This window comes from Oleiharenicola sp. Vm1, from assembly GCF_047777955.1.
In the GTDB taxonomy this organism is placed as follows: Bacteria; Verrucomicrobiota; Verrucomicrobiia; order Opitutales; family Opitutaceae; genus Didemnitutus.
Genome location: NZ_CP180537.1, coordinates 2,008,945 through 2,033,938, shown reverse-complemented (window position 1 = coordinate 2,033,938; position 24,994 = coordinate 2,008,945). Strand labels below are relative to the sequence as shown.

The following is a 24,994-nucleotide window of genomic DNA, read 5'->3' as shown; positions in this document are numbered from 1 at the left end:
GACACCGAAGACGCACTTGGCAAAAGTTTCTCGTTGAGGTTCCGCCGGAGCGGAGTATTTCGCTAACGGCAACACCATGACCAAGTCTGTTGCCGCCGAATCCGACTTTTATCTCCCGGCCGATTCGTTCTTCGCCGCCAATGCTCCGAGCGCGCTGACCTACGACGACGTATCGCTCGCCACGCTCTTCAGCGACATCCTGCCGAAGGACGCCGACACCTCGACCGTGATCGCGGACGGCCTGCGCCTGCAGATCCCGATCATCTCGTCCGACATGGACACCGTCACCGAGTCGCGCATGGCGATCTCGATGGCGCTCAACGGCGGCATCGGCCTCATCCACTACAACCTCCCGGCCAAGGACCAGATCAAGGAAGTCGCCCGCGTGAAGCGCCACGTGCACGGCCTGATCCAGGACCCGATCACCGTTTCGCCCGACGTCACGATCGGCGACGTCCTCCAGATGATCGAGCAGCGGCGCTTCGATTTCCGCACTTTCCCCGTCGTCGAGGAGAGCGGCAAGCTCGCCGGCCTCCTGTCCGGCAACCTGGTCAAGGAGCGCTACAAGTCGAAGAAGGTCGCCGACGTGATGACACCGCGCAAGCAGCTCGTCACCGTGAACGAACGGGCCCTCGGCGCCGATCCGATCAAGGAGGCCGACAAGTTCTTCACCGAGCACGTCGGCATCCACAAGATCCTCGTCGTCGACACCCAGGACCGCCTGCGCGGCCTGATCACCAGCTCCGACGTCGAGCGCATCACCTCGGAGGCCAAGTCCCGCCGCAAGCCCGCGCGCGACTCGCAGTTCCGCCTCGTCGTCGGCGCCGCCCTCTCCCCGATCCGCAAGCCCAACGGCGAACTCGACCGCGACAAGGTCATCGCGCACGTCGGCGCGCTGGTTGACGAGGCGGTCGATTGCGTCGCCGTCTCCACCGCGCACGGCCACACCGCCGGCGTGGGCGACGTCGTCCGCCTCGTGCGCGGCGCCTTCCCCGCCCTGCCCATCATCGCCGGCAACGTCACCAGCGGCTCCGGCGTGGAGTTCCTCGCCGACTGCGGCGCCAACGCCATCAAGATCGGCCAGGGCCCCGGCTCCATCTGCACGACGCGCGTCGTCGCCGGCGTCGGCATCCCGCAGCTCACCGCGCTCTACGTCGCCAGCCAGGGCGCGGCGAAGAAGGGCGTGAAGCTCATCGCCGACGGCGGCATCACGAAGTCCGGCGACATCGTGAAGGCCCTCACCCTCGCCGACGCGGTCATCCTCGGCGGCCTGCTCGCCGGCTGCCGCGAGGCGCCGGGCGAAATCATGGAGATCTCGGGCAAGCTCTATAAGCAATACCGCGGCATGGGCAGCCACGCCGCGATGAAGGCCGGCTCCGCCGCGCGCTACGGCCACGACAAGAACGACACCGTGCGCAAGGTCGCCGCCGAGGGCATCGAGGCGCTCAAGGAAGTCTCCGGCTCGGTCGACGACGTGCTCAACACGCTCATCGGCGGCGTCCAGTCCGGCATGGGCTACCTCGGCGCCAAGACGCTCCCCGACCTCCGCGCCAAGGCCCGCTACGTCCGCGTCACGCCCGCCGGCCAGAAGGAAGCCGCGCCGCACGACGTCATCGAGGTCGCGACCCGCAAGGGCTGACGGGGGCCGGCCATGGCGCCGGATACCTAATCAGGAAGCATAGCGCCGCTAAATTGAGGAGGCGTTTTCACTTCCTGCTTGCGAGGCCGCGGCTGACGGGAAGCCTTCCGAAAGTTCCAGGGCGGGCCGACCGGGAACACGCGCGCCCCCATGACTTCTTCCCATTGGCTGCTTGCATTGTTCCTGTTGAACGCCACCGGCGTCGCGTCCGCCTCCCCGCGCAGCACCACCGCACCGAATGACACCGACGACGAACGCCTGATCGAAAGGCTCGCCGCCGTGAATGGACAAACGGCCGATGCAGCCGGAAACCTGCTGCCGCATCCGCTGACTGCCGTCGCGATGGCCCGCGGCGGTGTCCCGGCCAACATGGTGCGCGTGTCCACGGGGAACGACCGGGCTCTCGGCGCGTTCCTCGCCGGCAGATACGAGGTCACGAACCTCGAGTATGATGATTTTCTGCGGGCCACCGACTCGTCCCGTCGGCCCGAAACGTGGGCCGGCGGTCAACTTCCCGCGAAGCAGGCGAACCATCCCGTCACCGGCGTCAGCCGCGACGATGCGCTCGCCTACTGCGCGTGGTTGACGGCGCGCACGGGACGCAGCGTCTCGCTCCCGACGGAGGCGCAGGCCAGACAGCTGAGGCAGGGCGCCTCGCGCGGCACACCCGCCGGCGCACACATTCACGTCGTAGGCAGCGACCGTCGGGACATGAACCACTGGGGTTGCTACGACGTGCTCGGCAACGCCGATGAGTTCACCGCGGACGGCGCCACCGATACACCGGACGCGCTTCGTGGATTCAGATTGGTCATGGAAGCTCCCGCAAGCGACGCGGCCGCCGAGCTTGGGTCGGCCACTCCAGGCACGTCACCACCGCCCTATTATGGCGCCTACTTCACCGACCACCCGCAGAGTCAGGCCGTTCAGGCCGGAGCGCGCGTGACGCTGACTGCGCACGCCACCGCCCTCATCGGCAGCGAACGCATCCGCTACCAATGGTATTTCAACGGCGTGCCCCTCTCCGGTGCGACGAACGAAAGCTACACGATTGCGAACGTTCAATCCACTGACGTCGGCATCTATCACGTCGAGGCGTCGCTGCCGAATCCGGCCCCCAGCCCTTTGAAGGGATCCGAGCCAAAGGATCAGCCCGCCGAACCGCCGCCTTCGCCGGCACACCGCCGTTGGCCACTCGCTGGAAAGTCCGTCAAAGCACCGACTTTTACTCGAACTATTCTCCCACCGATTTGTCGGACTTCCAGTTCACGTCCGACGACACCAGCACGACGGCCTCCTACCGAAATCCTCCGCTCGGCACGGTCACCGAACTCGAGCTGACCGTGTTTGGCGCGTGGGGCAACGTCACCGCCACCGCCGCAGAGGTTCGAGCGCTGACTGAGGGGGCGGTCCCGGTGATCACCACCCAACCGCGCAGCGTGACCGTCACTCGCGGCAGCAACGTCACTTTCCAGGTCGCCGCGACCGGCGCACCCACACCGTCTTTCCAGTGGTTCCGCAACGGAACCACCCTCGCCGGAGCCAACACCGACACGCTTGTCCTCGCCAACGTGCAGGACGCCGAAGCCGGCAGCTACACGGTCACGGTAACCAACTCGCTCGGAACCGTCACCAGCGCACCTGCCACGTTGAGCCTGAGCGTGGCGAGTCCGGCCAGCGCGGCGAGCGGCGGCGGTGGAGGCGCACCCAGTTGGGGTTTCAACGCGGTCGCCGTCCTCGTCCTGCTCCGCGCTCTACGCGGGAACAGGCGTCGCTGATCCGCTCGAGCGACTCTCAGCTCACGCGCCACTCGAGCCACCACGTCGCCGTGGCGCCGGGCGGGATCACGCCGAACTGTTTCCAGTCGTTCACCGCCTGCGCCAGCGAGTCCGGCGCGCCGTTCGTGGGCTCGAGCGCCACGTGATGGAAACCCGCGTGGCCGCGGTTGAGCCACAGCCCGAGGAGCGGCGCCGCGGCCGCATCCCAGCGCAGTTCGAGCCGGTCGCCCGTGCGGTCGTTTGCCAGGGCGGCGAACCCCTCGCGCAGCGGACCGGCGAAGCCCTTGATGCAACCGCGCGGCATGCCGGGCGTCTCGAGCCGGTCGAGCCGGAAGCCCGGCTGCGGTTCCGGGAAGCTCCAGAGATCACCCTGCGCGATCGGCTGCGTGCCGATGCCGCCGTTGACCCGCAGCGTGCGCACCTCGCGGGGCAGTTCCAGGCGGTCGCCGTCCGCGATCGTGAACAGCGGGTGCACGCACCACACGTATTCCTCCGCCGCCGCGCCGACATTCGTCAGCGCGTAGTCGAAACGAAAACCGTGCGCCGTGACCGAGATGGCGCGGCGGAATTTCAGCGGCGTCACCGGCAACGTCACCTCGGCCGTCAGCCGGCCGGCGGCCAGCTCCGCCTCGTCGAGTCGCCATTCCTGAAACCAGACCTCGCCGTGGTCCGGCACGCGGCGGCCGCGCCACTCGCACGCCGCCACGCTGGGCACGCACTCGTCGATGCCCGCCTGCGGACTGCCGCCGAAATCGTCGCCCGGCGCGCTCCGCCACAGCCACGTCACACCGGCGCGATGCCAGCACCAGTCGCGTCCGGTGCGCCGGCTGCGCAGACTGACGACCCGGCCGCCCAGCGCTGGCACCATCGCCAGCTCGGCCCCCGCCGTCCGCAGCCCGACGACTGCGAATCCCTGCTCCGTTCCCGTGAAGATCTCCGCACGCATCCGGACAGCATGCGCCGGACGCCGCCGGGCGTCGAGCCCGCGCCGCACGGGGATGACTTGGTTTTGCCTTGCCGCGCCGCGCCCGGTCGCGTTTGAGCTGTTCGGCAACTGGGGACTCACTTCCCGGCTGCCGCCCCCAGCATGTCGCTCACACCGTTTCGCAGCCAGTTGATCGCCGACGTCGGCATTTCCTTCGGAGACGAAGGCAAGGGCCGCCTCATTCCCGAGGTCGTGCAGGAGTTGCACGACACGCCCGCCGCGGTCTCGGTGGTGTTCAAGGTCAACGGCGGCTCGAACTCCGGGCACACGGCCGGCGGCATCAAGCTGAACCTCCTGCCCGCGGGCGTGGTCGAGAAAAGCGTCGCGCATCTCGCCATCGGCGCCGGCGTGGTCGCCGACCCGCGCAAGATCCTCTGGGAGGCCCGCCCGCTCGAGGCGAAGGGCTACGCGATTTTCAGCCGCCTGCTCGTCGACGAGCGCGCGATGGTCTCCGACCTGTCGCATCGCCTCCTCGACCTCGCATGGGAGGACTACCGCGTGAACGTCCTGAAGGAGGAGCCGCGCGGCTCCACCGGCCGCGGCATCACCCCGTCCTACCAGGACGAGACCGGCCAGTGGCAGGTCACGTTCGCCGACTTCCTCGGCGGCGAGAACTACTTCAAGCGCAAGATCGCCGGCCGCGCCGACCGCGCGCTGCGCACCATCCAGCACGTCTGCCAGGTGTCGCCGGCGGCGTGGGAGGCGTTCTTCGAGAAGCTTTCGGCCGCGGAGCAGCGCGCGAACGCCGAGGCGATCGAACTCGGGCTGTTCGCCCCGACGGAGTTCGATTTCAACCGCTTCCGCGGCGCGGCGCCGTTCACCCTCAATGTCGACGAGCTGGCGCGCGTGTATTGGGACGCCGGCCAGCAGCTGCGCGCCAACATCGGCGAGGTGCGCGAACTCGTGCTGCGCGAGCTCGCCGCGGGCCGCTCCATCGTCGGCGAGTTCGGCCAGGCCTACTGGCTCGACAAGCGCCACGGTTTCTCGCCGAACGTCACGGCCTCGCACACGTTCACGCCGGAGTTCTTCGAGAGCGCGGGCGTGCCGGTGCAGCCGATCCACACCTTCGCCGTCGCGAAGGCCTACGACACCAAGGTCGGCACCCACACCTTCCTCACCCAGATGGACGACGCGCTGCCGATTTGCCAGAAGCTGAAGCAGATCGAGTTCGGCACCGTCACCGGCCGCCAGCGGATGGTCGGCTGGTATGACGCGGTGGAAAAGGGCGACGCGCTCCGCTACGGCGGATACCAGGACCTGATGATCAACAAAATCGACGCGCTCACCGGCGCGACCGAGCTGCTCATCTGCGTCGCTTACGAGGATGCCAGCGGCAAGCGCTACCCGCACGTCCCCCGCAACGAGGCGCTCCGCAAGACGCTGCGCCCCGTCTACGAAAAGCACGCGGGCTGGACGCAGGACATCTCCGGCGTCCGCCGCTTCGGCGAACTGCCGCGCGCCGCGCAGCTCTACACCGCCGCGATGGTGCGCAGCCTGGTGCGCGTCGCCTACGGCGACCGCCCGCCGGCCGCATTGCCGAACCTGCGCTACCTCGGCGTCGGCCCCCAGCCCTCGCAGATCATCAAGGACGTGCCGGCGACGGCGGAGCTCATCGCCCTCAAATAAAACAGCCGCGCTGGCCCGCGCGGCTGGAAGACAAAAATCCGGCGGAGCCGGCGGCGCTTACTTGCGCGCTTTGACGAGGCCGAGCTCTTTCTTGATATTCTGCACGCTCGGCAGGGAAATATTGAGCGCCTGGGCGATCTCCGCCCCCGTCTTGCCGGCTTGCGCAAGCGCCTTCAGCTTCTGCTTGGTCTCGGCCGTGATCACCGCGCGGGGCTTGCGGCCGGACGACGCGGCCTTCGCCGCGACCTTGGCCCCGCCCGACTTGGCGGCGGCACGCAGCGCGTCGATCAGAGCGTCCACGGACTTGAAGCCAAACTTGCCCGGCAGGGCGAGCAGCTTGCGATTGAATCCGGCCAGCTCCTTTTCGAGCTTGGCCATCTCCCGTTGATATTGCTCCAGCTTCTTGAATTTGTCGGTAACCATAGTGATGGAATTATCCCGCATTGGCTGCTTATAGCAAGCCACCATACGGCCTACCATCCGACCGGGAAATCCGCACCGCCAAATCAATAATCCTGCAAGCGCTGCTCGCCCGCGCCACGGTCCGGCTGAATCCGAGCCAATACCTCGCCCAGCAAGTAGATAGAGCCGGTCACGACCACAATATCGTCCGCCGATCCGAGCGCGCAGCGCTGGGCATCCGGAAAGACCGACTCGATCGTCGCGCGTCGGAGGCGGCCCGACAAGGCCGGTCCCGCAATGCGCTCGAGCTCCTCGTAGCTGCAGGCGCGGGCCTGGTGCGGCGGGATCAGGTGCACTTCCTTGGCGTGCCGCGCGATCACCTCGAACAGCGCGCGCGCGCGAAACTCGCCCAGCACGCCCGTGACCACGATCGGGCGCCGGCCGGTTTCCTGCACCAGCCGCGCCAGGTTCGCATCCAGCACGGCGGCGCCTTCGGGATTGTGGGAGGCGTCGAGGATGAGGGGACGGCCGCCGATGGCGGTGCGCTCCCAGCGGCCGGTCCAGGTGACATGCCGCAACCCGTGCGCGATGGCGGCCTCGTCCAGGCGGGGGAACCGCGGGCTCAGCCCGCGCGCGGCCAGCGTGGCGGTGGCGGCGTTCCACCGCTGGTAATCGCCCTCGAGATTCGTCTCCGGGTAGCGCGCCAGGTCGTCGCCGTAAATCTCCCGCACCGCGCTGATCGGCGCCCCGCGCTCGCGGGCGATCGCGCGGATCACCGTCTCGGCGTCCGCCGGCAAACGGCCGAGCACGACCGGGCGGCCGGGCTTGATGATGCCCGCCTTCTCGGTGGCGATCTGCGCGAGGGTGTCGCCCAGCTGCTCCATGTGATCGTAGCCGATCGAAGTGATGACCGTCACCTCCGGCTGCACGATGTTCGTGGCGTCCAGCCGGCCGCCGAGGCCGACCTCGATCACGGCCGCGTCCACGCGCTCCCGCGCGAACTGCAGGAACGCCATCGCGGTCATGAACTCGAAGAAACTCGGGTGTTCGTCCAGGCCGCCGGCGCCGAGCCGCTCGGCGACCGGGGCCAGTTCCCCCGCGTAGCGCAGGATCTCGGCCTCGCTGAGAATCGTGCGGTTCACCTGCACGCGTTCTCCGAGCTTCACGAGGTGCGGCGAGGTGTAGAGGCCGGTCTTGTAGCCCGCGTGGCGCAGGATCGACTCGATCATCGCCGACACGGATCCCTTGCCGTTGGTGCCGGCGAGGTGGACGACCGGGTAGCGGCGCTCGGGATGGTCCAGCGCATCCGCGAAGACGCGCATGCGGTCGACGCCGAACTTCACCCCCACGCTCTTCAGGGCGTAAAGATACTCCGTGGCCGCCGCGTAGTCGGCGAAGCGCGGAGACAGCGAGGGCATCGCGCGCGGTCCGGGAATCAGGTCGCGGCGACCGCGGCCTCGTGGGCCGTGACCGCAGCCACGGCGCGCGTTTTCTTCCTGAGGAAGAGAACCTGCAGGAGGTCGCGCAGGCGGTCGCGCATTTCCGTGCGCGGCACGATCTGGTCGACCAACCCGTGCTTGAGGAGAAATTCCGCGGTCTGGAAACCCGGGGGCAGCGTCTGCTTCGTGGTCTCCTTGATGACGCGCGCGCCGGCGAAGCCGATCAGGGCGCCGGGTTCGGCGATGATCACGTCGCCGAGCGTGGCGAAGCTCGCCGTGACGCCGCCGGTCGTGGGGTGCGTGAGCACCGAGATGAAGGGCAGCTTGGCCTCGGCGAGGCGGCCGAGGGCGGCGCTGGTCTTCGCCATCTGCATGAGCGAGTAGATGCCCTCCTGCATGCGGGCGCCGCCGGACGAGCTGACGATGATGCACGGGCATTTCTGCTTCAACGCGCGCTCGATCGCGCGCGTGATCTTCTCGCCGACCGCCGCGCCCATGGCGCCGCCGCAGAAACGGAAGTCCATCACCGCGAGCGAAACCGGGATGCCGTGGATCTTGCCCGTGCCGCAGATCACCGCCTCGGGCAGGCCGCTCTCCTTCTCGTATTTCTTGATCCGGTCGGGATACGCGGCGGAATCGACGAACTTCAGCGGGTCGGCCGACTTCACGCCGGCGTCGTATTCGTGGAAGCTCCCCTCGTCCACCAGCCCGGCGATGCGCGCGCGCGAGCCGATGGGGAAATGGTAGCCGCTCTTCGGCACGACCATGAGGTTCGCCTCAAGGTCCTTGTTGAAGATGATCTCGCCGGAGACCGGGCACTTCGTCCACAGGCCCTCCGGGATGTTCTTCTTCTTCTTGGGCGTGGCCAGCTTGGGTTTCGAGAAATGCGACATGGCGCGAGGGAAATCAGCCGTGACCGAAGGTGATGACGTCGAGGTTCAACGCGCCGGCTTTTCGCAGGACTGCGGCGCAGGCGTTGAGCGTGGAACCCGTGGTGAAGACGTCATCGATGAGGAGATAATGATGGCCGGGCGTTATGACTGCGCCGGGGGCCAAAGCAAAGGCATTTTTCAAGTTCCGCTGGCGGGTGGCGCGGTCGAAGTGCGTTTGGGAAACCGTGTCGACCGCCCGCACGAGCAAATCCGCGATGCGCGCCTCGCCATCAACCGCTTGCACCGCACATTCCGCCAGCAATCGGCTCTGGTTGTAGCCGCGCTCGCGCTGCTTGCGCGGATGCAGGGGCACGGGCACGAGAATCTTACTCCGCACGAAATCGGCGTAACCCGGCGCGCGCCGCATCAGCGCGACGACGTCCTCCAGCACGTGCAGCCCGTGGTGGTATTTCAGCGCGTGGATCAGGGCGCGCCCCGGCCCCCGGGACAGGATCGCGGTCTTGCCCTCGCGAAACTCCGGCACCAGCGCCTCGCAGTGCTCGCACAGGCGGTTGACCTCCGACTCGCCGTAGTAGGGATGGCCGCACGTCGTGCAGTGCGGCGGAGCCACCACGTGCAGCTGCGGCGCGCAGGCCGGGCAGAGGTGCCGCAAGCCGTGCGCCTCGACGACGCCCTGGCAGTGCACGCAGGTCCGCGGAAAGACCACGTCGAGCGTATCCCGCCAGGCCCGTTGCAGCACGGCGTTCATCGCCCGCCACTCAATACTTCACCTTGACCAAAAACAAGCCCTGCGGCGGCGCCGTGACCACCGTCGGGATGCGCCGGCGCGTGCGGATCAGCTCCGCGATGTGCGCGGGCGTGAGCTTGCCGAGGCCGACGTTGATCAGCGCGCCGGTGAGGCTGCGCACCATCTTGTAGAGAAAGCCGTCCGCCTCGAACGTGAACGTCAGCTCGCGCCCGCGCCGCCGGATCTCGAGCCGGCGCAGGTCGCGGACCGTGGTCTCGTAGGTGCGGTCGTTTTCGCCCGAGAAGGCCCAGAAGTCCTGCCGGCCGCGCAGCACCTTCGCCGCGCGCTCCATCGCCGCGAAATCGAGCGGCCGGTCGAACGACCAGCGATAGGCGGTATGGAACGGGTCCGCTTCGCCGAGAAACACGTGATAGCGATACACCTTCCCCTTCGCGGAAAAGCGCGCGTGGAAACTCGCCGGCGCCCGGCGCACGCTGACGATCTGGATGCTCTTCGGCAGCGTCGCCTGCAGGGCGAGGCGCAGCTTGTCGGCGCCGTGCGGCCAGGCCGCGTCGAAATGAAACACCTGCCCGAGCGCGTGCACGCCGGCGTCCGTGCGGCCGCTGCCGTGGAGCCGCAGCGGGGTCTTGAAGATCGCCGCCAGCCGCCGCTCGAGCACGTCCTGGATCGTGTTGCCGCTTTCCTGGCTCTGCCAGCCGTCGAACGCGCTGCCGTCGTAGGCGACGACGCACTTCCAGCGCGGGGGCTTCGCGGTCGCCGTCATGGCTCGGGTGCGACCGGCGGGTTCCGCTGGTCGAGGAAGTCCTGCAAAATGATCGTCGCCGCGCGCGAATCGATCAGGCCGCTATCGCGCACGCCGCGGCGGTCCTTCTTCTTGATCGACGACTCGGCGGCGTAGCTCGTGAGGGTCTCGTCGACCAGGTGCACCGGCAGGCCGAAGCGCGCCTTCAGCTCGGCCACGAACGCGTCGACCTCCTTCGCCTTGAAGCCGACCGAGCCGTCCATGTTGTAGGGATAACCGACCACGAGATCGGTGATGCGGCGGGCCTGGATCGCCTCGCCCAGCTTCGCCCAGCGCGCGTCGCCCGCCGGCTCGAGCACGGCCGGCAGCGGCGTCGCGACCCCGATCTCGTCCCCGTGGGCGAGGCCGATCCGTTTCGCACCGTAGTCGATGCCGAGGCAGCGCATCCGTCAGAGAAACTTCTTCTTCTCGGCGTCGGCTTCGAGGCGCTTGAGCAGCGCCTTGATCTCCTGCGCCTTGTCGCGCGGGCAGACCAGCGTGGCGTCCGCCGTGGTCACGACCACGAGATCGCTCGCCCCGACCACGGCCGTGAGGTGGCCGTCGCGCGCGACCACGATGTTGTTCGCGCCGCCCTCGACCATGGCGAGGCCGCGGAGGACGTTGCCCGCCGCGTCCTTGGGAAAATGGTTCGCGATCGCCGGCCAGGCGCCGACGTCGTCCCAGTCGCACGTCGCCGGCACCACGACGACGTTGGACGACTTTTCCATCAAGGCGTAATCGACCGAGATCTTCTTCAGGTGCGGATAAGCCGCCGCGAGCGCGCTCGCCCAGCCGTCCCGCGCCGCCGCCTGCCCCAGGGCGACAAGTCCGGCGTGCAGTTCCGGCGCGTGGGTCTTCAGGCCCGCCTCGACCACCGGCACGCGCCAGACAAACATGCCCGCGTTCCAGAGGTAGCGGCCCGAGGCCAGGTATTCCTGCGCCGTCGCGAGATCGGGCTTTTCGACAAAGCGCTTCACGGAAATCACCTCGCGACCGGCGACGTTCTTCCACGGACCGGCCTGCTCGATGTAGCCGAAGCCCGTGGCCGGCTCCGTCGGCTTGATGCCGAGCGTCACGAGCACGTCGGCGCTCTCGGCCGTGGCGAACGCGGCGTTGAGCAGCGCCTGGTATTCGCGCACGTCGTGGATCACGTGGTCGGCCGGCAGCATGGCGAAAGCCGCCTGCGGATCGCGCTGCTGCACCAGCAGCATGGCGAGGCCGGTCGCTGCGGCGGTGTCGCGCCCCATCGGCTCGGCCACGAGATTTTCCACGGGCAGCTGCGGACAGGCCGCGCGGACGCCGGCGAGCTGGGCCTGCGTCGTGATGACGAAGATGTTCTCTCGCGGCGCCACGCCGAGCACGCGCTCGACCGTCTGCGTGAGCATCGGGGCTTCACCGACGATCGGCAGGAGGTGTTTGGGCGTGGAGTGACGGCTGGCTGGCCAGAAGCGTTCGCCCCGGCCGCCGGCCATGATCACGACGTAGCGTGCAGGCATGACGTCCAACGATTCCGCGCCTCCCCGCTCCGTCAACGGCGAACTGGGTTTGCCTTTCGGGAGCGTTGACCCACTTTCGGCGCTCCCATGCCTTTCCCGCTCGAAACCACCGCCGCCGACTCCGCCCGCCTCCTCGAGGCCGGGGCCCTGCTCATCGACGTCCGGGAGCCGAACGAGCTCGCCGTCTGCCACGTCGCCGGCGGCAAGCACATCCCCATCCGCGAAATCCCCGCCCGCCTGGACGAGATCCCCAAGGACCGGCAGGTGCTCATCCTCTGCCACCACGGCGGCCGCAGCGCGCGCGTGACGCAGTTCCTGCGCGCCGCCGGCTGGGACAATGTCACCAACGTCGCCGGCGGCATCGACGCCTGGGCCCTCCAAGTCGACCCGACGCTCGCCCGCTACTGAGCCGCCGGAGGGCTTGACTCGCGCCCCGCAATCCGGACAAATCCCCCCTCACTCATTCACCAACCACCATGGGCAAACAATACAACAAGGTCATTAAGAAGAAACGCCGCGTCGCTTACATGAAGCGCAAGAACGCCGCCAACAAGGCGAAGGCCAAGAAGAAGTAAGCCGCGGCGACAACGCCCACCCTTTCGCGCCCGCAGCCGCGGGCGCATTTCATTTATGTCGATCAAGGTCAGCCTCATCTCCCTCGGTTGCGCGAAGAATCTCGTCGATAGCGAGATCATGGTCGGCCACCTCCACCAGGCCGGCATGCAGGTCATCCCGGAGGCGGAGAAGGCCGACGTCGTGATCGTCAACACGTGCTCCTTCATCGACTCCTCCAAGGAGGAATCGATCGGCCACATCCTCGAGGTCCATCAGAACCGCGGCATGCGCAAGCGCCGCAAGGAGCAGAAGCTGATCGTCGCCGGCTGCATGTCGCAGCGCTTCTCCAAGGACCTGCCGAACGCGATGCCCGAGGTCGACGCCTTCATCGGCCTCGACCAGGTCACCAAGGTCGCGCCGATCATCGAGGAGATCTACGCCAAGGAACGCGGCAAGAAGGACGCGCCGGTCTCGTTCATCGAGGGCAAGTCGACCTGGATCCCCGACTACGACACGCCGCGCTTCCGGCTCACGCCGGCTCATTTTGCCTACCTCAAGATCGCCGAAGGCTGCAACCACCCGTGCACCTTCTGCATCATCCCGCAGATCCGCGGCCGCCACCGCAGCCGCACCGTCGAGAGCGTCGTCGCCGAGGCGCGCCGCCTCGTCGCCGAGGGCGTGAAGGAGATCAACCTAATCTCCCAGGACACGACCTTCTTCGGCATGGACACGTGGGAACAGCGCCCGAACCCGCGCACGCCGGTCGACTCCTCCCGCGGCACCGCGCTCACCACCCTCCTCCGCGAGCTCAACGCCATCGATGGCGATTTCTGGATTCGCCTGCTCTACACGCACCCCGCGCACTGGTCCGACGAACTGATCAAGACCATCGCCGAGTGTCCGAAGGTCGCCCGCTACATCGACATCCCGCTCCAGCACATCAGCGACCACATGCTCGGCCTGATGCAGCGCGAGACCAGCGGCGCCTACATCCGCGACCTGATCCAGCGCATCCGCGCCGGCATCCCCGGCATCGCGGTCCGCACGACGTTCATCGTCGGCTTCCCCGGCGAGACCGAGGCCGACGTCGACGAGCTCTGCCAGTTCATCCGCGAGACGAAGTTCGAGCGCCTTGGCGTGTTCAAATACTCGCAGGAAGAAGGCACCCGCGCCGCGAAGATGGCCGACCAGCTCCCGCCCAAGGTGAAGGAGGCCCGCTGGCACAAGACGATGGCGCTCCAGAAGGAAATCGCCCGCGAAGTCTCCAAGAGCTACGTCGGCCGCAAGCTCCGCGTCCTCGTCGAAGAGCCCGGCGTCGCCCGCGGCGAAGCCGACGCCCCGGACATCGACGGCCGCGTCTACGTGCCAAAGAGCCTGCCCGTCGGCCGGTTCGCGGAGGTGACGATCAACTCCTTCCACGATTACGACCTCCTCGCGCTGCCCCAGGGCGAGGAACCCGTCGTCTACAAGGTCGCGAAGCAGGCGCAGTGAGCCGACTCCGCCGCTTCCTGCTTCTTTTTCTCACTGCGGTCCTCGCCGCCTGCACGCCGCGCGATCCGCTCGACTGGAAAATCGACGGCCGCAACGCGAACGAGCTTCAGGGCTGGCTCGACCACACGCTCGAGAAGATGCCCGCGCCGCTCGCGGACGAGTTCTCCACCGCGGTGGTCCGCATCCGCGACACGACCCATGGCTGGGCCAAGGCGGATCCCGAGGCCACGAGCAATCCGCTCTGCCTGCGCCTCCACGGCCGCACGGTGCGCGACGTGCTCGTCGAGGGACTGCAGTTGCAGGCCGACGACTTCGCCGCCCGCGTGAAGAACGACAAGGAGAACATCCTTCGCTTTCTCGAGAGCACCAGCGGCGCCGATCTTCCGTCCTCGGACCAGGAAAGACGCCAGAGTCAGCTCGCACGCCTCCGCCGGCAGAGCGAACTCAACGAACGCGCCTACGACGCCCTCGAGAAGCGCATCAGCCAGCTCCTCGCGCCGGCGACGCAATAGGTTCCGCGCCGGCGCCCTCAGCCCTGCGCCTGCTTCACAAAGCCGGTGATGATGCCGTCAAAGGAGCCGTTGGTGAAGAACACCACCAGTTGGGGCTTCTCCGTCTCGGCGCGGGTGACGGCGACGAGTTTTTCCAAAAGCTCCGCGTTCGACGGCGCCGTGCATCCGCGCACGCCCTGCTCGGCGAGGAAGGCGATGAGCGCGTCGTGGTCGAAGCGCTCCTCGGGCTTCAGCAGGTGCGCGCGCGCCACCGGCCCGAGGTAGACATGGTCGGCACGCACCAAGGCCGCCTTGAAGGCATCGAGCATCACGCGCCGGCGCGAGGTGTTGCTGCGCGGCTCGAACGCCGCGTGGATGACATGCCCCGGGAAACGCGCGCGGAAGCTCGCCAGCGTCTCGCCCACCGCGGTCGGGTGGTGGCCGAAGTCCTCCATCACCTTCAGCCGCGGCGTGTCCAGCAGCAGCTGCTGGCGGCGCATCACGCCGCGGTAGCGCGCGAGCGGCGAGAGATCGAGCGCCGCGCCGGATCCAGCGTAATACGCTAGATTCTCCGGGAGCGCCTCGCCGGCGGGCACCGGCGCGAGGCTGAGCTGCGCCGCGACCGCGGCCATGGCGGCATTGCGGGCGTTGAAGAGGCCGGGCTGCGTCCAGCGCACGTCGGCCCACTTCGTCCCCTTCCAATTCAGCGTGAAGCTCGCTCCGCTCGGCGTCTCGGCAAAGTCGGTGATGCGCACGTCGCAGGCCTCGCCGAGGCCGACGCGCACGAGCCGCGTCCACGGGAAATTCCCGAGCGCGGCGAGATTGGCATCGTCGCCGTTGACGACGATCCAGCCGTTGCGGGGCACGATGCGCGAGAGGTGGAAGAATGTCCGCTTCACGTCGTCGAGATCACGGAAAATGTCCGCGTGATCGAACTCGAGATTGTTCATCACCGCGATGTGCGGCGTGTAGTGGATGAATTTGCTCCGCTTGTCGAAGAACGCGCTGTCGTATTCGTCTCCCTCGATCACGAACGGATCGCCCGCGCTGCCGAGATGGTTGCCGACCGGCGGGTCCTGCGGCACGCCGCCGATCAGGAAGCCCGGATCGCGGCCGTTCTCGCGCAGCAGGAAGGCCGTGAGCGCGGTCGTGGTCGTCTTGCCGTGCGTGCCGGCGATGACGATGTTCTTCCGTCCCTTCAGGACGAAGTCCGCGAGCAGCGCCGGCAGCGACGTGAAGGGCAGCGCGCGGGTGTCGAGCAGCCACTCGACCTCGACGTTGCCCCGGCTCATGGCGTTGCCGACGACGACGAGGTCGGGGCGCAGCCGCTCGAGGCGCGCGGCGTCGTAGCCCTCGTGCAGCTCGATGCCGGCCTGCGCCAGCACGTGGCTCATGGGCGGATAAATGCCGGTGTCGGCGCCGAGCACCTGATGCCCGTTCGCGCGCGCCAGCAGCGCCGCGTTGCCCATCGCCGTCCCGCAGATGCCCATGAAGTAAATCCGCATGCCTCCTGCTTTGGCGCGCGCCGCGCGGCAGGCCAGCGAAATTTACTCACCTCCTGTCCCGTGCCGGCGTTTCTCCCCGTCCGCAACCCGCGCTCGCCTTGGCTCACCGCGCTCTTCCGGGTCCGGCGACACGCCCTCGCCCCGGCGCCCCTCCCGCGCTCGCCGCACCGCGGGCCATCTTCGTCGCGGAATGCGAGCGTTCCCCGCTTTTGCGTTCCCGCCCGCGCGCCGGACCGCCACAAATCCGCCATGCAAGACGTCCGCCACGCCCTTCGTCAGTTGCTGAAATCCCCCGGCTTCACGGCCGTCGCCCTCCTCACCCTCGCCCTCGGCATCGGGGCCAACACCGCGATTTTCTCCGTCATCAACGGCGTGCTGCTGCGCCCGATGCCCTTCGCCGCCCCCGACGAACTGGTCCGCCTCTACCACCGCAGCCCGAATTTCCCCAAGGCGTCCTTCGCCGCCGGCGCGTTCTTCTCGGTGCAGAAGGACCAGGGGACCTTCGAAGCCGTCGGCGCCTGGCAGACGGCGAACTTCAGCCTCGTCGCCGAGGGCACCGCGCCCGAACGCGTGCCCGGCGCGGTGTTCACCGACCAGGTCTTCCGCGCCCTGCGCGTCGCCCCCGCCCTCGGCCGCACCTTCAAGCCCGAGGAATTCTTCCCCGGCGCCGACGGCGTCGTGCTGCTCAGCCACACGCTCTGGCAGCAGCGCTTCGGCGGACGCGCCGACGTGCTCGGTCGCACGCTCGAGGTGAGCGGCCGGCCGCGCGAGATCATCGGCGTCATGCCGCCGGGCTTCGATTTTCCCTCCAAGTGCCTGCTCTGGACGCCGTTCGCCCCCGACGACTTCAACCGCAACCGCCGCGACCTGCACAACCTCCAGGTTTTCGGCCGGCTCAAGCCCGGCGCGACGCTCGAGCAGGCGCGCGCCGACCTCGCCGTGCTCACGCAGCGCTACGCCCGGGAATTCGCCACCACCGACCAGGACTGGGCCTGCGTCGCCTACGCCATGCTCGACGACTACGTCGCCAACGTCCGCCCCGCGCTGGTCGTGCTGCTCGCCGCCGTGGTCGCGCTCCTCCTCATCGCCTGCGCCAACGTCACCAACCTCCTCCTCGCCCGCGCGGCCGCGCGCACGCGCGAAATCTCCATCCGCGCCGCGCTCGGCGCCTCGCGCACGCGGCTGATGCGGCAGCTGACGGTCGAGAGCCTCGTGCTCTTCCTGTTCGGCGGGGCCGCGGGCACCCTGCTCGGCCAATGGCTGCTTCACGCCCTGCTCGCGCTCGCTCCCGCCAGCATCCCGCGGCTCGACGAGGTTACGATCGACGGCCGCGTGCTCGCCTGCACCGCGGGCGCCACCTTCCTCATCGGACTGGTCTTCGGCCTCATCCCCGCGTGGCACGCCTCGCGCACCGACCTCACGCTCGCCCTGCGCGAAAGCCACGGCACGACCGCCTCGCGCGGCTGGCTGCGCCACAGCCTCGTGGTCGTGCAGGTCGCCGCCGCCGTCGTGCTCCTCGTCTCCTCCGGCCTGCTCATCCGCAGCTTCCACCGGCTCCAGCAGGTCGACGCCGGCTTCGACACCGCGCGGATCCTGACGCTGCGGGTCGACCTTCCACTCGCCCGCTACGGCACGCTCGGCACGAACGACGAGAAGCGCATCCAGTTCGCGCGCGAGGTCGTCCGCCGCCTGCAGGCGCTGCCGGGCGTCGCCTCCGCCGCGCTCACCACCAGCGCGCCGCTGCAGCCGGGGCCGAATTTCATCATGCGGCTCGAGAGCAACCCGAACGTCAACGTCAGCACCGCCCCGGTCACGAGCTACCGCACCATCTCGCCCGACTACTTCCGCGCCATCGGCATGCGGCTCGTGCGCGGCCGGCCCTTCACCGAGCGCGACGCCCTGGGCGCGCCGCGCGTGGTGATCATCAACGAGGCGTTCGCGCGGAAGTTCTTCCCCGGCGTGGCCGACCCGCTCGGCCGGCGCGTCGAAGTCGCCCTCGCCGATCCGCCCAACTGGGCCGAGGTCGTCGGCGTCGTGGCGGACGCGAAGATCAACGGCCTCGACGCGGAGACGCCGGTCCAGGCCTACGAGCCCTACCACGTCTTCCCGTTCAACAACCTCACCTTTGTCATCCGCGCCGCCGGCGAACCCGGCGCGCTCGCCGCCGCCATGCGCCGCGAGGTGCAGGCGGTCGACCCGACGCTGCCCGTCCACACCCAGAAGACGATGGAGCAGATCTACGACGAGTCGCTCGGCCAGCGCTATTTCTCGCTCCTGCTCGTGGCGGTGTTCGCCGCGGTCGCGCTCGTGCTGGCCGGCATCGGGCTCTACGGCGTCATCGCCTACGGCGTGGCCCAGCGCACGCGGGAGTTCGGCGTGCGCCTCGCCCTCGGCGCCAGCCGGGCCGACATCGTGCGCCTGGTCATGGGCCAGGGCGGACGCCTGATCGGCCTGGGGCTGCTGCTCGGCATCGGCGGCTCGCTGCTGGCGGCCGGCCTGATGCAGTCGCTGCTCTTCGGCATCGGCGCGCGCGACCCGCTGACCTTCGCCGCGATCGTGGGCGTGCTCGGCGTCGTCGCCGCGGCGGCCTGCCTCGTGCCGGCGCTGCGGGCCACGAAAGTCGATCCGCTCGTCGCGCTGCGCACGGAGTAAGCGCCGGCGCAATCGACTCGGCACACCCGAGATTTCGTGTAACCCTGACGGCGGCGCGCGGTTGTCCCGCGCAGCACGCACCATGAACGATTTCCGTTTCGCCCTCCGCCAACTGCGCCGGTCCCCGGGCTTCACCGCCCTCGCCATCCTCACGCTCGCGCTCGGCATCGGCGCCTGCACCGCCCTCTTCACCGTCGTCAACGCCGTCATCCTCCGCCCGCTCGAGTATCCCGAGTCGGACCGGCTGATGATCGTGCGCGAGACGAACTTCCCGGAATTCCCCGAGTTCTCGCTCTCGCCCGGCAACTACCGCGACTACGCCAAGACCGAGGCGTTCGAGAGCATCTTCGTCGCGCAGAACTCGAGCTACAACCTCACCGGCCGCGGCGAGCCGGTCCGCGTCGTGGCCCAGCGCGTGACCGGCGACTTCTTCAAGGTGCTGCGCACCGCGCCGGGGCTCGGCAGCGGCTTCACTGCGGAAAACGAGACGCCGGGCAAGCACACCGTCGCCGTGCTGAGCCACGCCTTCTGGCAGCGGCAGTTCGGCGGCGACCCGGCGATCGTCGGCCAGACGATCACGCTGAACCAAACCCCTTCACCGTCCTCGGCGTGATGCCGGCGACGTTCCGCCGCGGCGCGACGACCGACGTCTGGACGCCGCTCTCGCTGAACGAGCAGCAATGGGCGCAGCGCGGCGGTCACTACCTCACCGCCTACGGCCGCCTGAAGCCCGGCTGCACGCCCGAGCAGGCGCGCACCCAGCTCGAGACGATCGCGGCGCGCCTCGCGCACGATTTCCCCGACACGAACAAGAACTGGGGCGTCCTCGCGAAGCGCTGGCTCGACTACGCCACCGGCGACGTGCGGCCGACGCTCTACGCCCTGCTCGGCGCCGTCGGCTTCCTGCTCCTGATCGCCTGCGCCAACGTCGCCAACCTCCTCCTTGCCCGCGCCACCGCGCGCCAGCGCGAGATCTCCGTCCGCGCCGCGCTTGGCGCCACGCGCTGGCACATCGTCCGCCAGCTGCTCGCCGAGAGCGTGCTGCTCAGCCTCGCCGGCGGCGTGCTGGGCGTGCTGTTCGGACATTGGGGCCTGCAGGCCATGCTCGCCATCGCGCCGGCCAACCTGCCGCGCAGCGCCGAAATCGTCCTCGATGGCGGGGCGGTGCTGTTCACGGTCGTGCTCGCCGTCGCCACCGGCCTCGTCTTCGGCCTCGCGCCCGCCGTGCAGAGCCTGAAGGTCAACCTCGTCGACGCGCTCAAGGACGGCTCGCGCGGCACCAGCGACGCGCGGCGGCACTGGGTTCGCAGCGGCCTCGTCGTGGCCGAGATCGCCCTGGCCCTCGTCCTGCTCGCCGGCGCCGGCCTGCTGATGCGCAGCTTCACCCGCCTCGCACACACCAGCCCGGGCTTCGACGCCGACAACGCGCTCTGGGTCTCGGTCGCGGCGCCAAACTCGAAATACGACACGCCGGAAAAGCAGGCCGCGTTCATCGACGCGGTGCGCGCGCGCTTCGCCGCGCTGCCGGGCGTGCAGGTGGTCGGCGCGACGCACGTGCTGCCCTTCTCCGGCAGCGACTACGTGCTCGGCCTGGAGATCGAGGGCCGCAACGTCCCCGAGAACGAGCTGCCGAGCACGAACTACTTCGCCGTGACGCCCGGCTACTTCCAGGCGATGGGCATCAAGCTCGTCCGCGGTCGCGACTTCACCGCGCAGGACCGCGCCGGCGCGCCGCGCGTGGCGATCGTTTCGCAGGCGGTCGCGGACCGCTTCTTCCCCGGCCAGGATCCGATCGGCAAGCGCATCAACATGACCAACGGCCCGCAGACGTGGCGCGAGATCGTCGGCGTCGTCAACGAGGTGAAGCATGCCTCGATCGAGCAGGAGACGATGCCGCAGACCTACGATCCGCTCGCGCAGGCGCCGTTCACCAACCTCGGCTTCGTGCTCCGCACCGGCGGCGACCCGTCGGCGCTCACCGCGCTCGTGCGCCGCGAGGTCTACGCGGTCGATCCCGACCAGCCCGTCGCGCGCACCGAGCTGCTGACCAAGCTCGTGGAAAATTCTCAGGCGCGCCAGCGCTTCGCCCTGACGCTCTTCGGCGTGTTCTCCGGCCTCGCGCTGCTGCTCGCCGCCGTCGGCATCTACGGCGTCATGGCCTACGCGGTGACGCAGCGCACGAGCGAGTTCGGCGTGCGCCTCGCCATCGGCGCCAGTCGGCGCGACATCCTCGTCCTCGTGCTCCGCGCGGGCGGCAAGCTCGCCGCCGCCGGCATCGCCGTCGGCCTGCTCGGCGCGCTCGCCGCGGGCCGCGCGATCCAGTCGCTCCTTTACCAGACCGGTGCGCGCGATCCGCTGGTGTTCGCGCTGATCGCGCTCGTGCTCGGCGGCGTGGCGCTGCTGGCCTGCCTCGTGCCGGCCTTGCGCGCGACCCGCGTCGATCCGCAGGTGGCGCTGCGCACCCAGTAACGCTTCGTCGATTCGCTGTTGAGACGGCGCGCCGCCGGGCTACGGTGCGCGCCATGTTCAACCTGTTCCCCTCCACGCTGCGCCGGTGCGCGGCGCTGCTCGGCTGTGCCGCCGCCCTCGCCCACGCCGACACCAATCCCACGCAGGAACGCGCTGACCGCTTCCTCGCCCTCGTCAACGCCTCCTACCAGGCGCTCTACACCGTCGAGAGCAACGCCCAGTGGGACGCCGCCACCGACGTCTCGCCGGTGCACGACGCCGCCTCCGAAGTCGCCGGCAAGGCGCGCGCCGCCTTCATGGGCAATCCCGCCCTGATCAAGGAAACACGCGCCCTCCTCCTCGAGCGCAAGGACCTGAACGAACTCACCGTCCGCCAGCTCGAGCGCCTGCTGCTGCTCTCCGCCGAGGGCCCGATGACGAACCCCGACCTCACCCGCGCGCGCATCGCCGCCGAGACCGCGCAGGCGTCCACGCTCAACGGCTTCGAGTTCAAGCTGCACGGAAAGCCGATCTCGGTGAACGAAATCGACAACCTCCTCCAGAGCAGCACCGACCTCGCCGAGCGCCAGGCGGTCTGGGAAGCCTCGAAGGAGTCGGGCAAAGCGCTCAAGCCCGGTCTGGTCAAGCTGCGCGACCTGCGCAACGGCGTCGCGCGCGAGCTCGGTTTCGACGACTACTTCGCGCTCCAGGTCGCCGGCTATGGCATGACCACCGACGAGATGGTGAAGCTGAACGACGAGTTCATGCGCGTGCTGCGCCCGCTCTACCTCCAGCTCCACACCTGGGTGAAATACAAGCTGGCCGAGAAGTATCATCAGCCCGTGCCGAAGCGCATCCCCGCGCACTGGATCAACAACCGCTGGGCGCAGGAGTGGGACGGCATGGTCGAGGCCGCGAACCTCGAACCGTATTTCAAGGGCCGCACGCCCGAGTGGGTGGCGAAATCCTCCGAGCAGTTCTACGTCGGCCTCGGCTTCCCGAAGCTGCCCGAAAGCTTCTGGAAAAAATCCGACCTCTATCCGGCCGAGGGGGCGCGCAAGAAGAACACCCACGCCTCCGCCTGGCACGTCGACCTCGAGAACGACCTGCGCTCGCTCCAGAGCATCGAGGCCAACCCGTGGTGGTTCACGACCAACCACCACGAATTCGGCCACATTTACTACTTCATGGCCTACACGCGCCCCGAGGTGCCGGCGCTGCTGCGCAACGGCGCCAACCCCGCCTTCCACGAGGGCTTCGGCGAACTCACCGCGCTGGCCGCCTCGCAGGTGCCCTACCTGAAATCGCTCGGCGTGCTCCCCGCGGATTTCAAGGCCGACGAGAACGCCTTCCTCCTCAACAACGCCCTCGCCCCCGGCGTGCCGTTCATCTTCTGGGCCTCGGGCGTGATGACGCACTGGGAGGCCGACATCTACGCGCACAACCTGCCGGCGTCCGAGTGGAACCGGCGCTGGTGGCAATACGTCCGCGACTTCCAGGGCGTCGAGCCCCCGACCGAGCGCGGCGAGGAATGGTGCGACGCCGCGACCAAGACCCACATCAACGACACGCCGGCCTACTACTACAGCTACGCGATCGCGCAGGTCTTCAAGTTCCAGCTCCACGACTACATCGCCAAGCACATCCTCCATCAGCCCCCGCAGTCCTGCAATTACGCCGGCAACAAGCAGGTCGGCGACTTCCTCCGCTCCATCATGGCCAAGGGCCAGACGGAGGACTGGCGCAAGGTGCTCAAGGAGGCCACGGGCGAGGAACTCTCGACGCGCGCGATGGTGGAATACTACGCGCCGCTGATGCAGTGGCTCCAGGAACAGAACAAGGGCCGCCAGATCGGCTGGGAGTGATGATCGCGCCGCGCGCCCGCCCGCTGCTCGCGCTCGCCCTGCTCCTGGGCGGCGCGGGCCTCGTCGGGCGCGCCGCCGAGGCGGTCACGAGCGTAGCCGAGCTTTCCTGGCTCGCCGGCCAGTGGCGCGGCACGACGCCCGCCGGCCGCAGGCTCGAGACGACCTACACCACGCCGGAAGGCGGCGTGCTGCTCGGCACGAGCAAGGAATACAGCCTGGAAGGCCGCTGCGTCTTCTTCGATCTCGAGCACTTCGCCCTGCAGGATGGCGTGCTCACGCTCACCCCGCACCCGGCCGGCAAGCGCAGCCGGGACTCCTTCCCGCTCGTCGCCTTCGACCGCGTGGCGCGGCGCGCGACGTTCGCCAATCGCGCGCACGACTGGCCGCAGCAGTTCGTCTACGAACGCGTGTCGGAACAGCGCCTGCTCATCGTGCTGTCCGGCCCGGACCCCCAGGGCGGTGACCGCATCGAGACCTACGAGTTGCAGCGCGTGCGCTGAACGTCCCGTCGCGGGCGTTCCCATTTTTGGGAATCCCCAATCCCGCCCGCGACCGGCGGCGGGGGATCGGTCCGGCGGCGACAATTCTTTAATCATTGTCTAAAAGCACCTTGAAACAACCCATCGCGCTGGCATGCGGGTTGCAAAGCTCCCGCACCCATCGCCCCTCACATGCTCACGTCCCGGCGCTTTTTCGCCCTCCTCCTTTCCCTCGCTTCGCTCGCCACCGCCACGGCGCAGACCGCTCCGGCCGGCGCGCCCGCGCAACCGGGCGCGGTGCGCGAGAAGCTGACGCTCGACGAAGCGATCCGCCGCGCCGTCGCGAAGAACTACACGATCCAATCCGACGCCATCGACGTCTCCATCGCCCGCGCCAAGGTCCTCGAGCAGTTCGGCCTCTTCGACCCGCAGCTCAACGGCAAATACACCTACTCGGAGAACGAGAACCCGCTCCAGACTTTCGACGCGATCACCGGCCTCCGCAATTACACCCGCGACAAGACCGACGCCTACACGCTCAGCCTCGACGGCACGATGCCCTGGGGCCTCACCTACTCGCTCGGCGCCACGCAGACCAACGCCCGCGGCACGTTCAACCTCTTCGCCGACACCTACGACACCTTCGGCGGCGTCTCCGCCCGCCAGCCGCTGCTTCGCGGCTTCGGTTTCGGCACCACCACCGCGCAGATCCGCATCGCGATGGCCGGCCGCGACATTTCCGAGTGGGCCTTCCGCGCCTCGGTGATCAACACCGTCACCAACGTCATCTTCGCCTACTACGACCTCAACTTCGCCCAGGCCAATCTCCGCACCGCGATCCGCTTCCGCGACCTCGCCGCGTCCCTTCTCGAGGAGAACCAAAAGCGCTTCAAGGTCGGCGCGATGTCCGACTACGACGTCACCTCCGCCCGCGCCCGCGTCGCCATGCGCGAGGAGAACATCCTCGTTGCCCAGCGCCTCGTGCACGACGCCGAGAACGCCCTCAAGGCCCTCATCTCCGACGAACGCACCCCCCGCCTGCTCGACTGGTCGATCGAGATCGAACCGATGGCCACCCTGCCCGTCGCCGTCGTGAATCCCGCCCTCGACTTCCAGGAAGCGCTCAAGAAGCGCCCCGACTACCAGCAGGCCCGGCTCAACCTCAAGCGCAGCGACATCAACTACAAATACCAGCGCAACCAGCTCCTGCCCCGCGTCGACCTCGTCGGCAGCTACGGCTACAACGGCCTCGACGCCAACCGCGAGACCGCCCAGCGCATGGTGCGCAACGAGGATTTCCGCTCCTTCAGCTACGGGGTGCAGGTGACGATCCCGCTCACGTTCACCGGCGAGCGCGGCCGCTACCGCCAGGCGAAGTTCGCCAAGCGCCAGGCCGAGATCGACCTCGAGCAGGTCGAGCAGGGCATCGTCGTCTCCGTCGGCAACGCCGCCAACAACATCGAGGTCACCCGCCAGCGCGTCGAGGCCGCCCGCAAGGCCCGCGAACTCGCCCAGGACGTGCTCGAAGCCGAGCAAAAGCGCCTCCGCGCCGGCAGCAGCAGCACCTTCTTCGTCTCCCAGGAACAGGAGATCGTCGCCAGCCTCGAGGTCAGCGAGCTTCGGGCCGAGTCCGACTACCGCCGCGCCATCGCCGAATACGACCGCCAGCTCGGGGTGACGCTGGAAAAGCTAAATATCAGCGTCGGTGCGCCGAAATAAGA

Annotated in this window: 22 protein-coding genes; 13 read left to right on the top strand and 9 right to left on the bottom strand. The window is 68.6% G+C overall.

Annotation, left to right across the window (positions count from 1 at the left end):
• Positions 1 to 76 precede the first annotated feature (76 nt).
• The 3 genes from guaB to ACMYLB_RS10330 all read left to right on the top strand — a co-directional run bounded on the left by guaB (position 77) and on the right by ACMYLB_RS10330 (position 3,417).
• The gene (gene guaB / locus ACMYLB_RS10340) at positions 77 to 1,639 is read left to right on the top strand and encodes an IMP dehydrogenase (protein WP_415910832.1); all 1,563 of its coding nucleotides are present in this window, start codon (positions 77 to 79) and stop codon (positions 1,637 to 1,639) included.
• 150 nt (positions 1,640 to 1,789) lie between these two features.
• Entirely contained in the window at positions 1,790 to 2,980 is a 1,191-nt protein-coding gene (locus tag ACMYLB_RS10335; protein WP_415910831.1) for an SUMF1/EgtB/PvdO family nonheme iron enzyme, read from the top strand.
• On the top strand, positions 2,890 to 3,417 hold the full coding sequence (locus ACMYLB_RS10330; protein ID WP_415910830.1) for an immunoglobulin domain-containing protein: 528 nt from the start codon (positions 2,890 to 2,892) through the stop codon (positions 3,415 to 3,417). The genes ACMYLB_RS10335 and ACMYLB_RS10330 overlap by 91 nt, the downstream gene beginning before the upstream one ends.
• A gap of 16 nt (positions 3,418 to 3,433) precedes the next feature.
• Here ACMYLB_RS10330 and ACMYLB_RS10325 read toward each other — a convergent pair whose 3' ends face one another.
• Complete coding sequence (locus ACMYLB_RS10325) at positions 3,434 to 4,363, bottom strand: hypothetical protein (RefSeq protein WP_415910829.1); 930 nt, start codon at positions 4,361 to 4,363, stop codon at positions 3,434 to 3,436.
• A 141-nt stretch (positions 4,364 to 4,504) separates the two neighbouring features.
• Here ACMYLB_RS10325 and ACMYLB_RS10320 point away from each other — a divergent pair, with 141 nt between their 5' ends.
• On the top strand, positions 4,505 to 6,028 hold the full coding sequence (locus ACMYLB_RS10320; protein WP_415910828.1) for an adenylosuccinate synthetase: 1,524 nt from the start codon (positions 4,505 to 4,507) through the stop codon (positions 6,026 to 6,028).
• Positions 6,029 to 6,085: 57 nt separating this feature from the next.
• Here the strand turns inward: ACMYLB_RS10320 and ACMYLB_RS10315 are convergent, their stop codons facing one another.
• From ACMYLB_RS10315 to ACMYLB_RS10285, 7 genes are all read right to left on the bottom strand, one after another.
• On the bottom strand, positions 6,086 to 6,451 hold the full coding sequence (locus ACMYLB_RS10315; RefSeq protein WP_415910827.1) for a helix-turn-helix domain-containing protein: 366 nt from the start codon (positions 6,449 to 6,451) through the stop codon (positions 6,086 to 6,088).
• An 83-nt stretch (positions 6,452 to 6,534) separates the two neighbouring features.
• Positions 6,535 to 7,848 (bottom strand): bifunctional folylpolyglutamate synthase/dihydrofolate synthase, encoded by a 1,314-nt coding sequence (locus ACMYLB_RS10310; RefSeq protein WP_415910826.1) that lies wholly within the window; start codon positions 7,846 to 7,848, stop codon positions 6,535 to 6,537.
• 17 nt (positions 7,849 to 7,865) lie between these two features.
• Complete coding sequence (gene accD, locus ACMYLB_RS10305) at positions 7,866 to 8,762, bottom strand: acetyl-CoA carboxylase, carboxyltransferase subunit beta (RefSeq protein ID WP_415910825.1); 897 nt, start codon at positions 8,760 to 8,762, stop codon at positions 7,866 to 7,868.
• A gap of 13 nt (positions 8,763 to 8,775) precedes the next feature.
• Entirely contained in the window at positions 8,776 to 9,510 is a 735-nt protein-coding gene (locus ACMYLB_RS10300) for a double zinc ribbon domain-containing protein (RefSeq protein WP_415910824.1), read from the bottom strand.
• 10 nt (positions 9,511 to 9,520) lie between these two features.
• Positions 9,521 to 10,273 carry a tRNA pseudouridine(38-40) synthase TruA gene (gene truA / locus ACMYLB_RS10295; protein ID WP_415910823.1) on the bottom strand — a complete coding sequence of 251 codons (753 nt, stop codon included), beginning with the start codon at positions 10,271 to 10,273 and terminating at the stop codon, positions 9,521 to 9,523.
• Positions 10,270 to 10,698: a Holliday junction resolvase RuvX gene (gene ruvX, locus ACMYLB_RS10290; RefSeq protein WP_415910822.1), complete on the bottom strand. Its 429-nt coding sequence runs from the start codon at positions 10,696 to 10,698 to the stop codon at positions 10,270 to 10,272. Before ruvX ends, truA begins: the two co-directional genes overlap by 4 nt.
• A gap of 3 nt (positions 10,699 to 10,701) precedes the next feature.
• Positions 10,702 to 11,787: a mannose-1-phosphate guanylyltransferase gene (locus tag ACMYLB_RS10285; RefSeq protein ID WP_415910821.1), complete on the bottom strand. Its 1,086-nt coding sequence runs from the start codon at positions 11,785 to 11,787 to the stop codon at positions 10,702 to 10,704.
• Between the two features lie 87 nt (positions 11,788 to 11,874).
• Between ACMYLB_RS10285 and ACMYLB_RS10280 the strand changes: the two genes are divergently transcribed.
• The 3 genes from ACMYLB_RS10280 to ACMYLB_RS10270 all read left to right on the top strand — a co-directional run bounded on the left by ACMYLB_RS10280 (position 11,875) and on the right by ACMYLB_RS10270 (position 14,345).
• On the top strand, positions 11,875 to 12,195 hold the full coding sequence (locus ACMYLB_RS10280; RefSeq protein WP_415910820.1) for a rhodanese-like domain-containing protein: 321 nt from the start codon (positions 11,875 to 11,877) through the stop codon (positions 12,193 to 12,195).
• A 222-nt stretch (positions 12,196 to 12,417) separates the two neighbouring features.
• A complete protein-coding gene (gene rimO, locus ACMYLB_RS10275; RefSeq protein ID WP_415910819.1) occupies positions 12,418 to 13,833 on the top strand; it encodes a 30S ribosomal protein S12 methylthiotransferase RimO in 1,416 nt (471 codons plus the stop codon).
• Positions 13,830 to 14,345: a hypothetical protein gene (locus ACMYLB_RS10270; protein WP_415910818.1), complete on the top strand. Its 516-nt coding sequence runs from the start codon at positions 13,830 to 13,832 to the stop codon at positions 14,343 to 14,345. Before rimO ends, ACMYLB_RS10270 begins: the two co-directional genes overlap by 4 nt.
• A 17-nt stretch (positions 14,346 to 14,362) precedes the next feature.
• Here ACMYLB_RS10270 and ACMYLB_RS10265 read toward each other — a convergent pair whose 3' ends face one another.
• Entirely contained in the window at positions 14,363 to 15,829 is a 1,467-nt protein-coding gene (locus ACMYLB_RS10265) for a UDP-N-acetylmuramate--L-alanine ligase (RefSeq protein WP_415910817.1), read from the bottom strand.
• A 249-nt stretch (positions 15,830 to 16,078) separates the two neighbouring features.
• Between ACMYLB_RS10265 and ACMYLB_RS10260 the strand changes: the two genes are divergently transcribed.
• The 6 genes from ACMYLB_RS10260 to ACMYLB_RS10235 all read left to right on the top strand — a co-directional run bounded on the left by ACMYLB_RS10260 (position 16,079) and on the right by ACMYLB_RS10235 (position 24,992).
• Complete coding sequence (locus tag ACMYLB_RS10260; protein WP_415910816.1) at positions 16,079 to 18,481, top strand: ABC transporter permease; 2,403 nt, start codon at positions 16,079 to 16,081, stop codon at positions 18,479 to 18,481.
• A gap of 82 nt (positions 18,482 to 18,563) precedes the next feature.
• Positions 18,564 to 19,094 carry an ABC transporter permease gene (locus ACMYLB_RS10255; protein WP_415910815.1) on the top strand — a complete coding sequence of 177 codons (531 nt, stop codon included), beginning with the start codon at positions 18,564 to 18,566 and terminating at the stop codon, positions 19,092 to 19,094.
• Entirely contained in the window at positions 19,094 to 20,950 is a 1,857-nt protein-coding gene (locus ACMYLB_RS10250; RefSeq protein WP_415910814.1) for an ABC transporter permease, read from the top strand. Before ACMYLB_RS10255 ends, ACMYLB_RS10250 begins: the two co-directional genes overlap by 1 nt.
• 53 nt (positions 20,951 to 21,003) lie before the next feature.
• Complete coding sequence (locus tag ACMYLB_RS10245) at positions 21,004 to 22,794, top strand: M2 family metallopeptidase (RefSeq protein WP_415910813.1); 1,791 nt, start codon at positions 21,004 to 21,006, stop codon at positions 22,792 to 22,794.
• A complete protein-coding gene (locus ACMYLB_RS10240; protein WP_415910812.1) occupies positions 22,794 to 23,294 on the top strand; it encodes a DUF6265 family protein in 501 nt (166 codons plus the stop codon). Before ACMYLB_RS10245 ends, ACMYLB_RS10240 begins: the two co-directional genes overlap by 1 nt.
• Positions 23,295 to 23,465: 171 nt before the next feature.
• Entirely contained in the window at positions 23,466 to 24,992 is a 1,527-nt protein-coding gene (locus ACMYLB_RS10235; protein WP_415910811.1) for a TolC family protein, read from the top strand.
• The last annotated feature ends 2 nt before the right edge of the window (positions 24,993 to 24,994 follow it).

Excerpts from the sequence above, each read along its gene's own strand:
- ACMYLB_RS10310 (WP_415910826.1), bottom strand. The coding sequence starts at position 7,848 with ATGCCCTCGCTGTCTCCGCGCTTCGCCGACTACGCGGCGGCCACGGAG.
- ruvX (WP_415910822.1), bottom strand. The coding sequence starts at position 10,698 with ATGCGCTGCCTCGGCATCGACTACGGTGCGAAACGGATCGGCCTCGCC.
- accD (WP_415910825.1), bottom strand. The coding sequence starts at position 8,762 with ATGTCGCATTTCTCGAAACCCAAGCTGGCCACGCCCAAGAAGAAGAAG.
- ACMYLB_RS10300 (WP_415910824.1), bottom strand. The coding sequence starts at position 9,510 with ATGAACGCCGTGCTGCAACGGGCCTGGCGGGATACGCTCGACGTGGTC.
- ACMYLB_RS10285 (WP_415910821.1), bottom strand. The coding sequence starts at position 11,787 with ATGCCTGCACGCTACGTCGTGATCATGGCCGGCGGCCGGGGCGAACGC.
- ACMYLB_RS10265 (WP_415910817.1), bottom strand. The coding sequence starts at position 15,829 with ATGCGGATTTACTTCATGGGCATCTGCGGGACGGCGATGGGCAACGCG.
- ACMYLB_RS10235 (WP_415910811.1), top strand. The coding sequence starts at position 23,466 with ATGCTCACGTCCCGGCGCTTTTTCGCCCTCCTCCTTTCCCTCGCTTCG.
- ACMYLB_RS10315 (WP_415910827.1), bottom strand. The coding sequence starts at position 6,451 with ATGGTTACCGACAAATTCAAGAAGCTGGAGCAATATCAACGGGAGATG.
- ACMYLB_RS10250 (WP_415910814.1), top strand. The coding sequence starts at position 19,094 with ATGCCGGCGACGTTCCGCCGCGGCGCGACGACCGACGTCTGGACGCCG.
- ACMYLB_RS10280 (WP_415910820.1), top strand. The coding sequence starts at position 11,875 with ATGCCTTTCCCGCTCGAAACCACCGCCGCCGACTCCGCCCGCCTCCTC.
- ACMYLB_RS10240 (WP_415910812.1), top strand. The coding sequence starts at position 22,794 with ATGATCGCGCCGCGCGCCCGCCCGCTGCTCGCGCTCGCCCTGCTCCTG.
- guaB (WP_415910832.1), top strand. The coding sequence starts at position 77 with ATGACCAAGTCTGTTGCCGCCGAATCCGACTTTTATCTCCCGGCCGAT.
- ACMYLB_RS10320 (WP_415910828.1), top strand. The coding sequence starts at position 4,505 with ATGTCGCTCACACCGTTTCGCAGCCAGTTGATCGCCGACGTCGGCATT.
- truA (WP_415910823.1), bottom strand. The coding sequence starts at position 10,273 with ATGACGGCGACCGCGAAGCCCCCGCGCTGGAAGTGCGTCGTCGCCTAC.
- ACMYLB_RS10260 (WP_415910816.1), top strand. The coding sequence starts at position 16,079 with ATGCAAGACGTCCGCCACGCCCTTCGTCAGTTGCTGAAATCCCCCGGC.
- rimO (WP_415910819.1), top strand. The coding sequence starts at position 12,418 with ATGTCGATCAAGGTCAGCCTCATCTCCCTCGGTTGCGCGAAGAATCTC.
- ACMYLB_RS10255 (WP_415910815.1), top strand. The coding sequence starts at position 18,564 with ATGAACGATTTCCGTTTCGCCCTCCGCCAACTGCGCCGGTCCCCGGGC.
- ACMYLB_RS10335 (WP_415910831.1), top strand. The coding sequence starts at position 1,790 with ATGACTTCTTCCCATTGGCTGCTTGCATTGTTCCTGTTGAACGCCACC.
- ACMYLB_RS10325 (WP_415910829.1), bottom strand. The coding sequence starts at position 4,363 with ATGCGTGCGGAGATCTTCACGGGAACGGAGCAGGGATTCGCAGTCGTC.
- ACMYLB_RS10245 (WP_415910813.1), top strand. The coding sequence starts at position 21,004 with ATGTTCAACCTGTTCCCCTCCACGCTGCGCCGGTGCGCGGCGCTGCTC.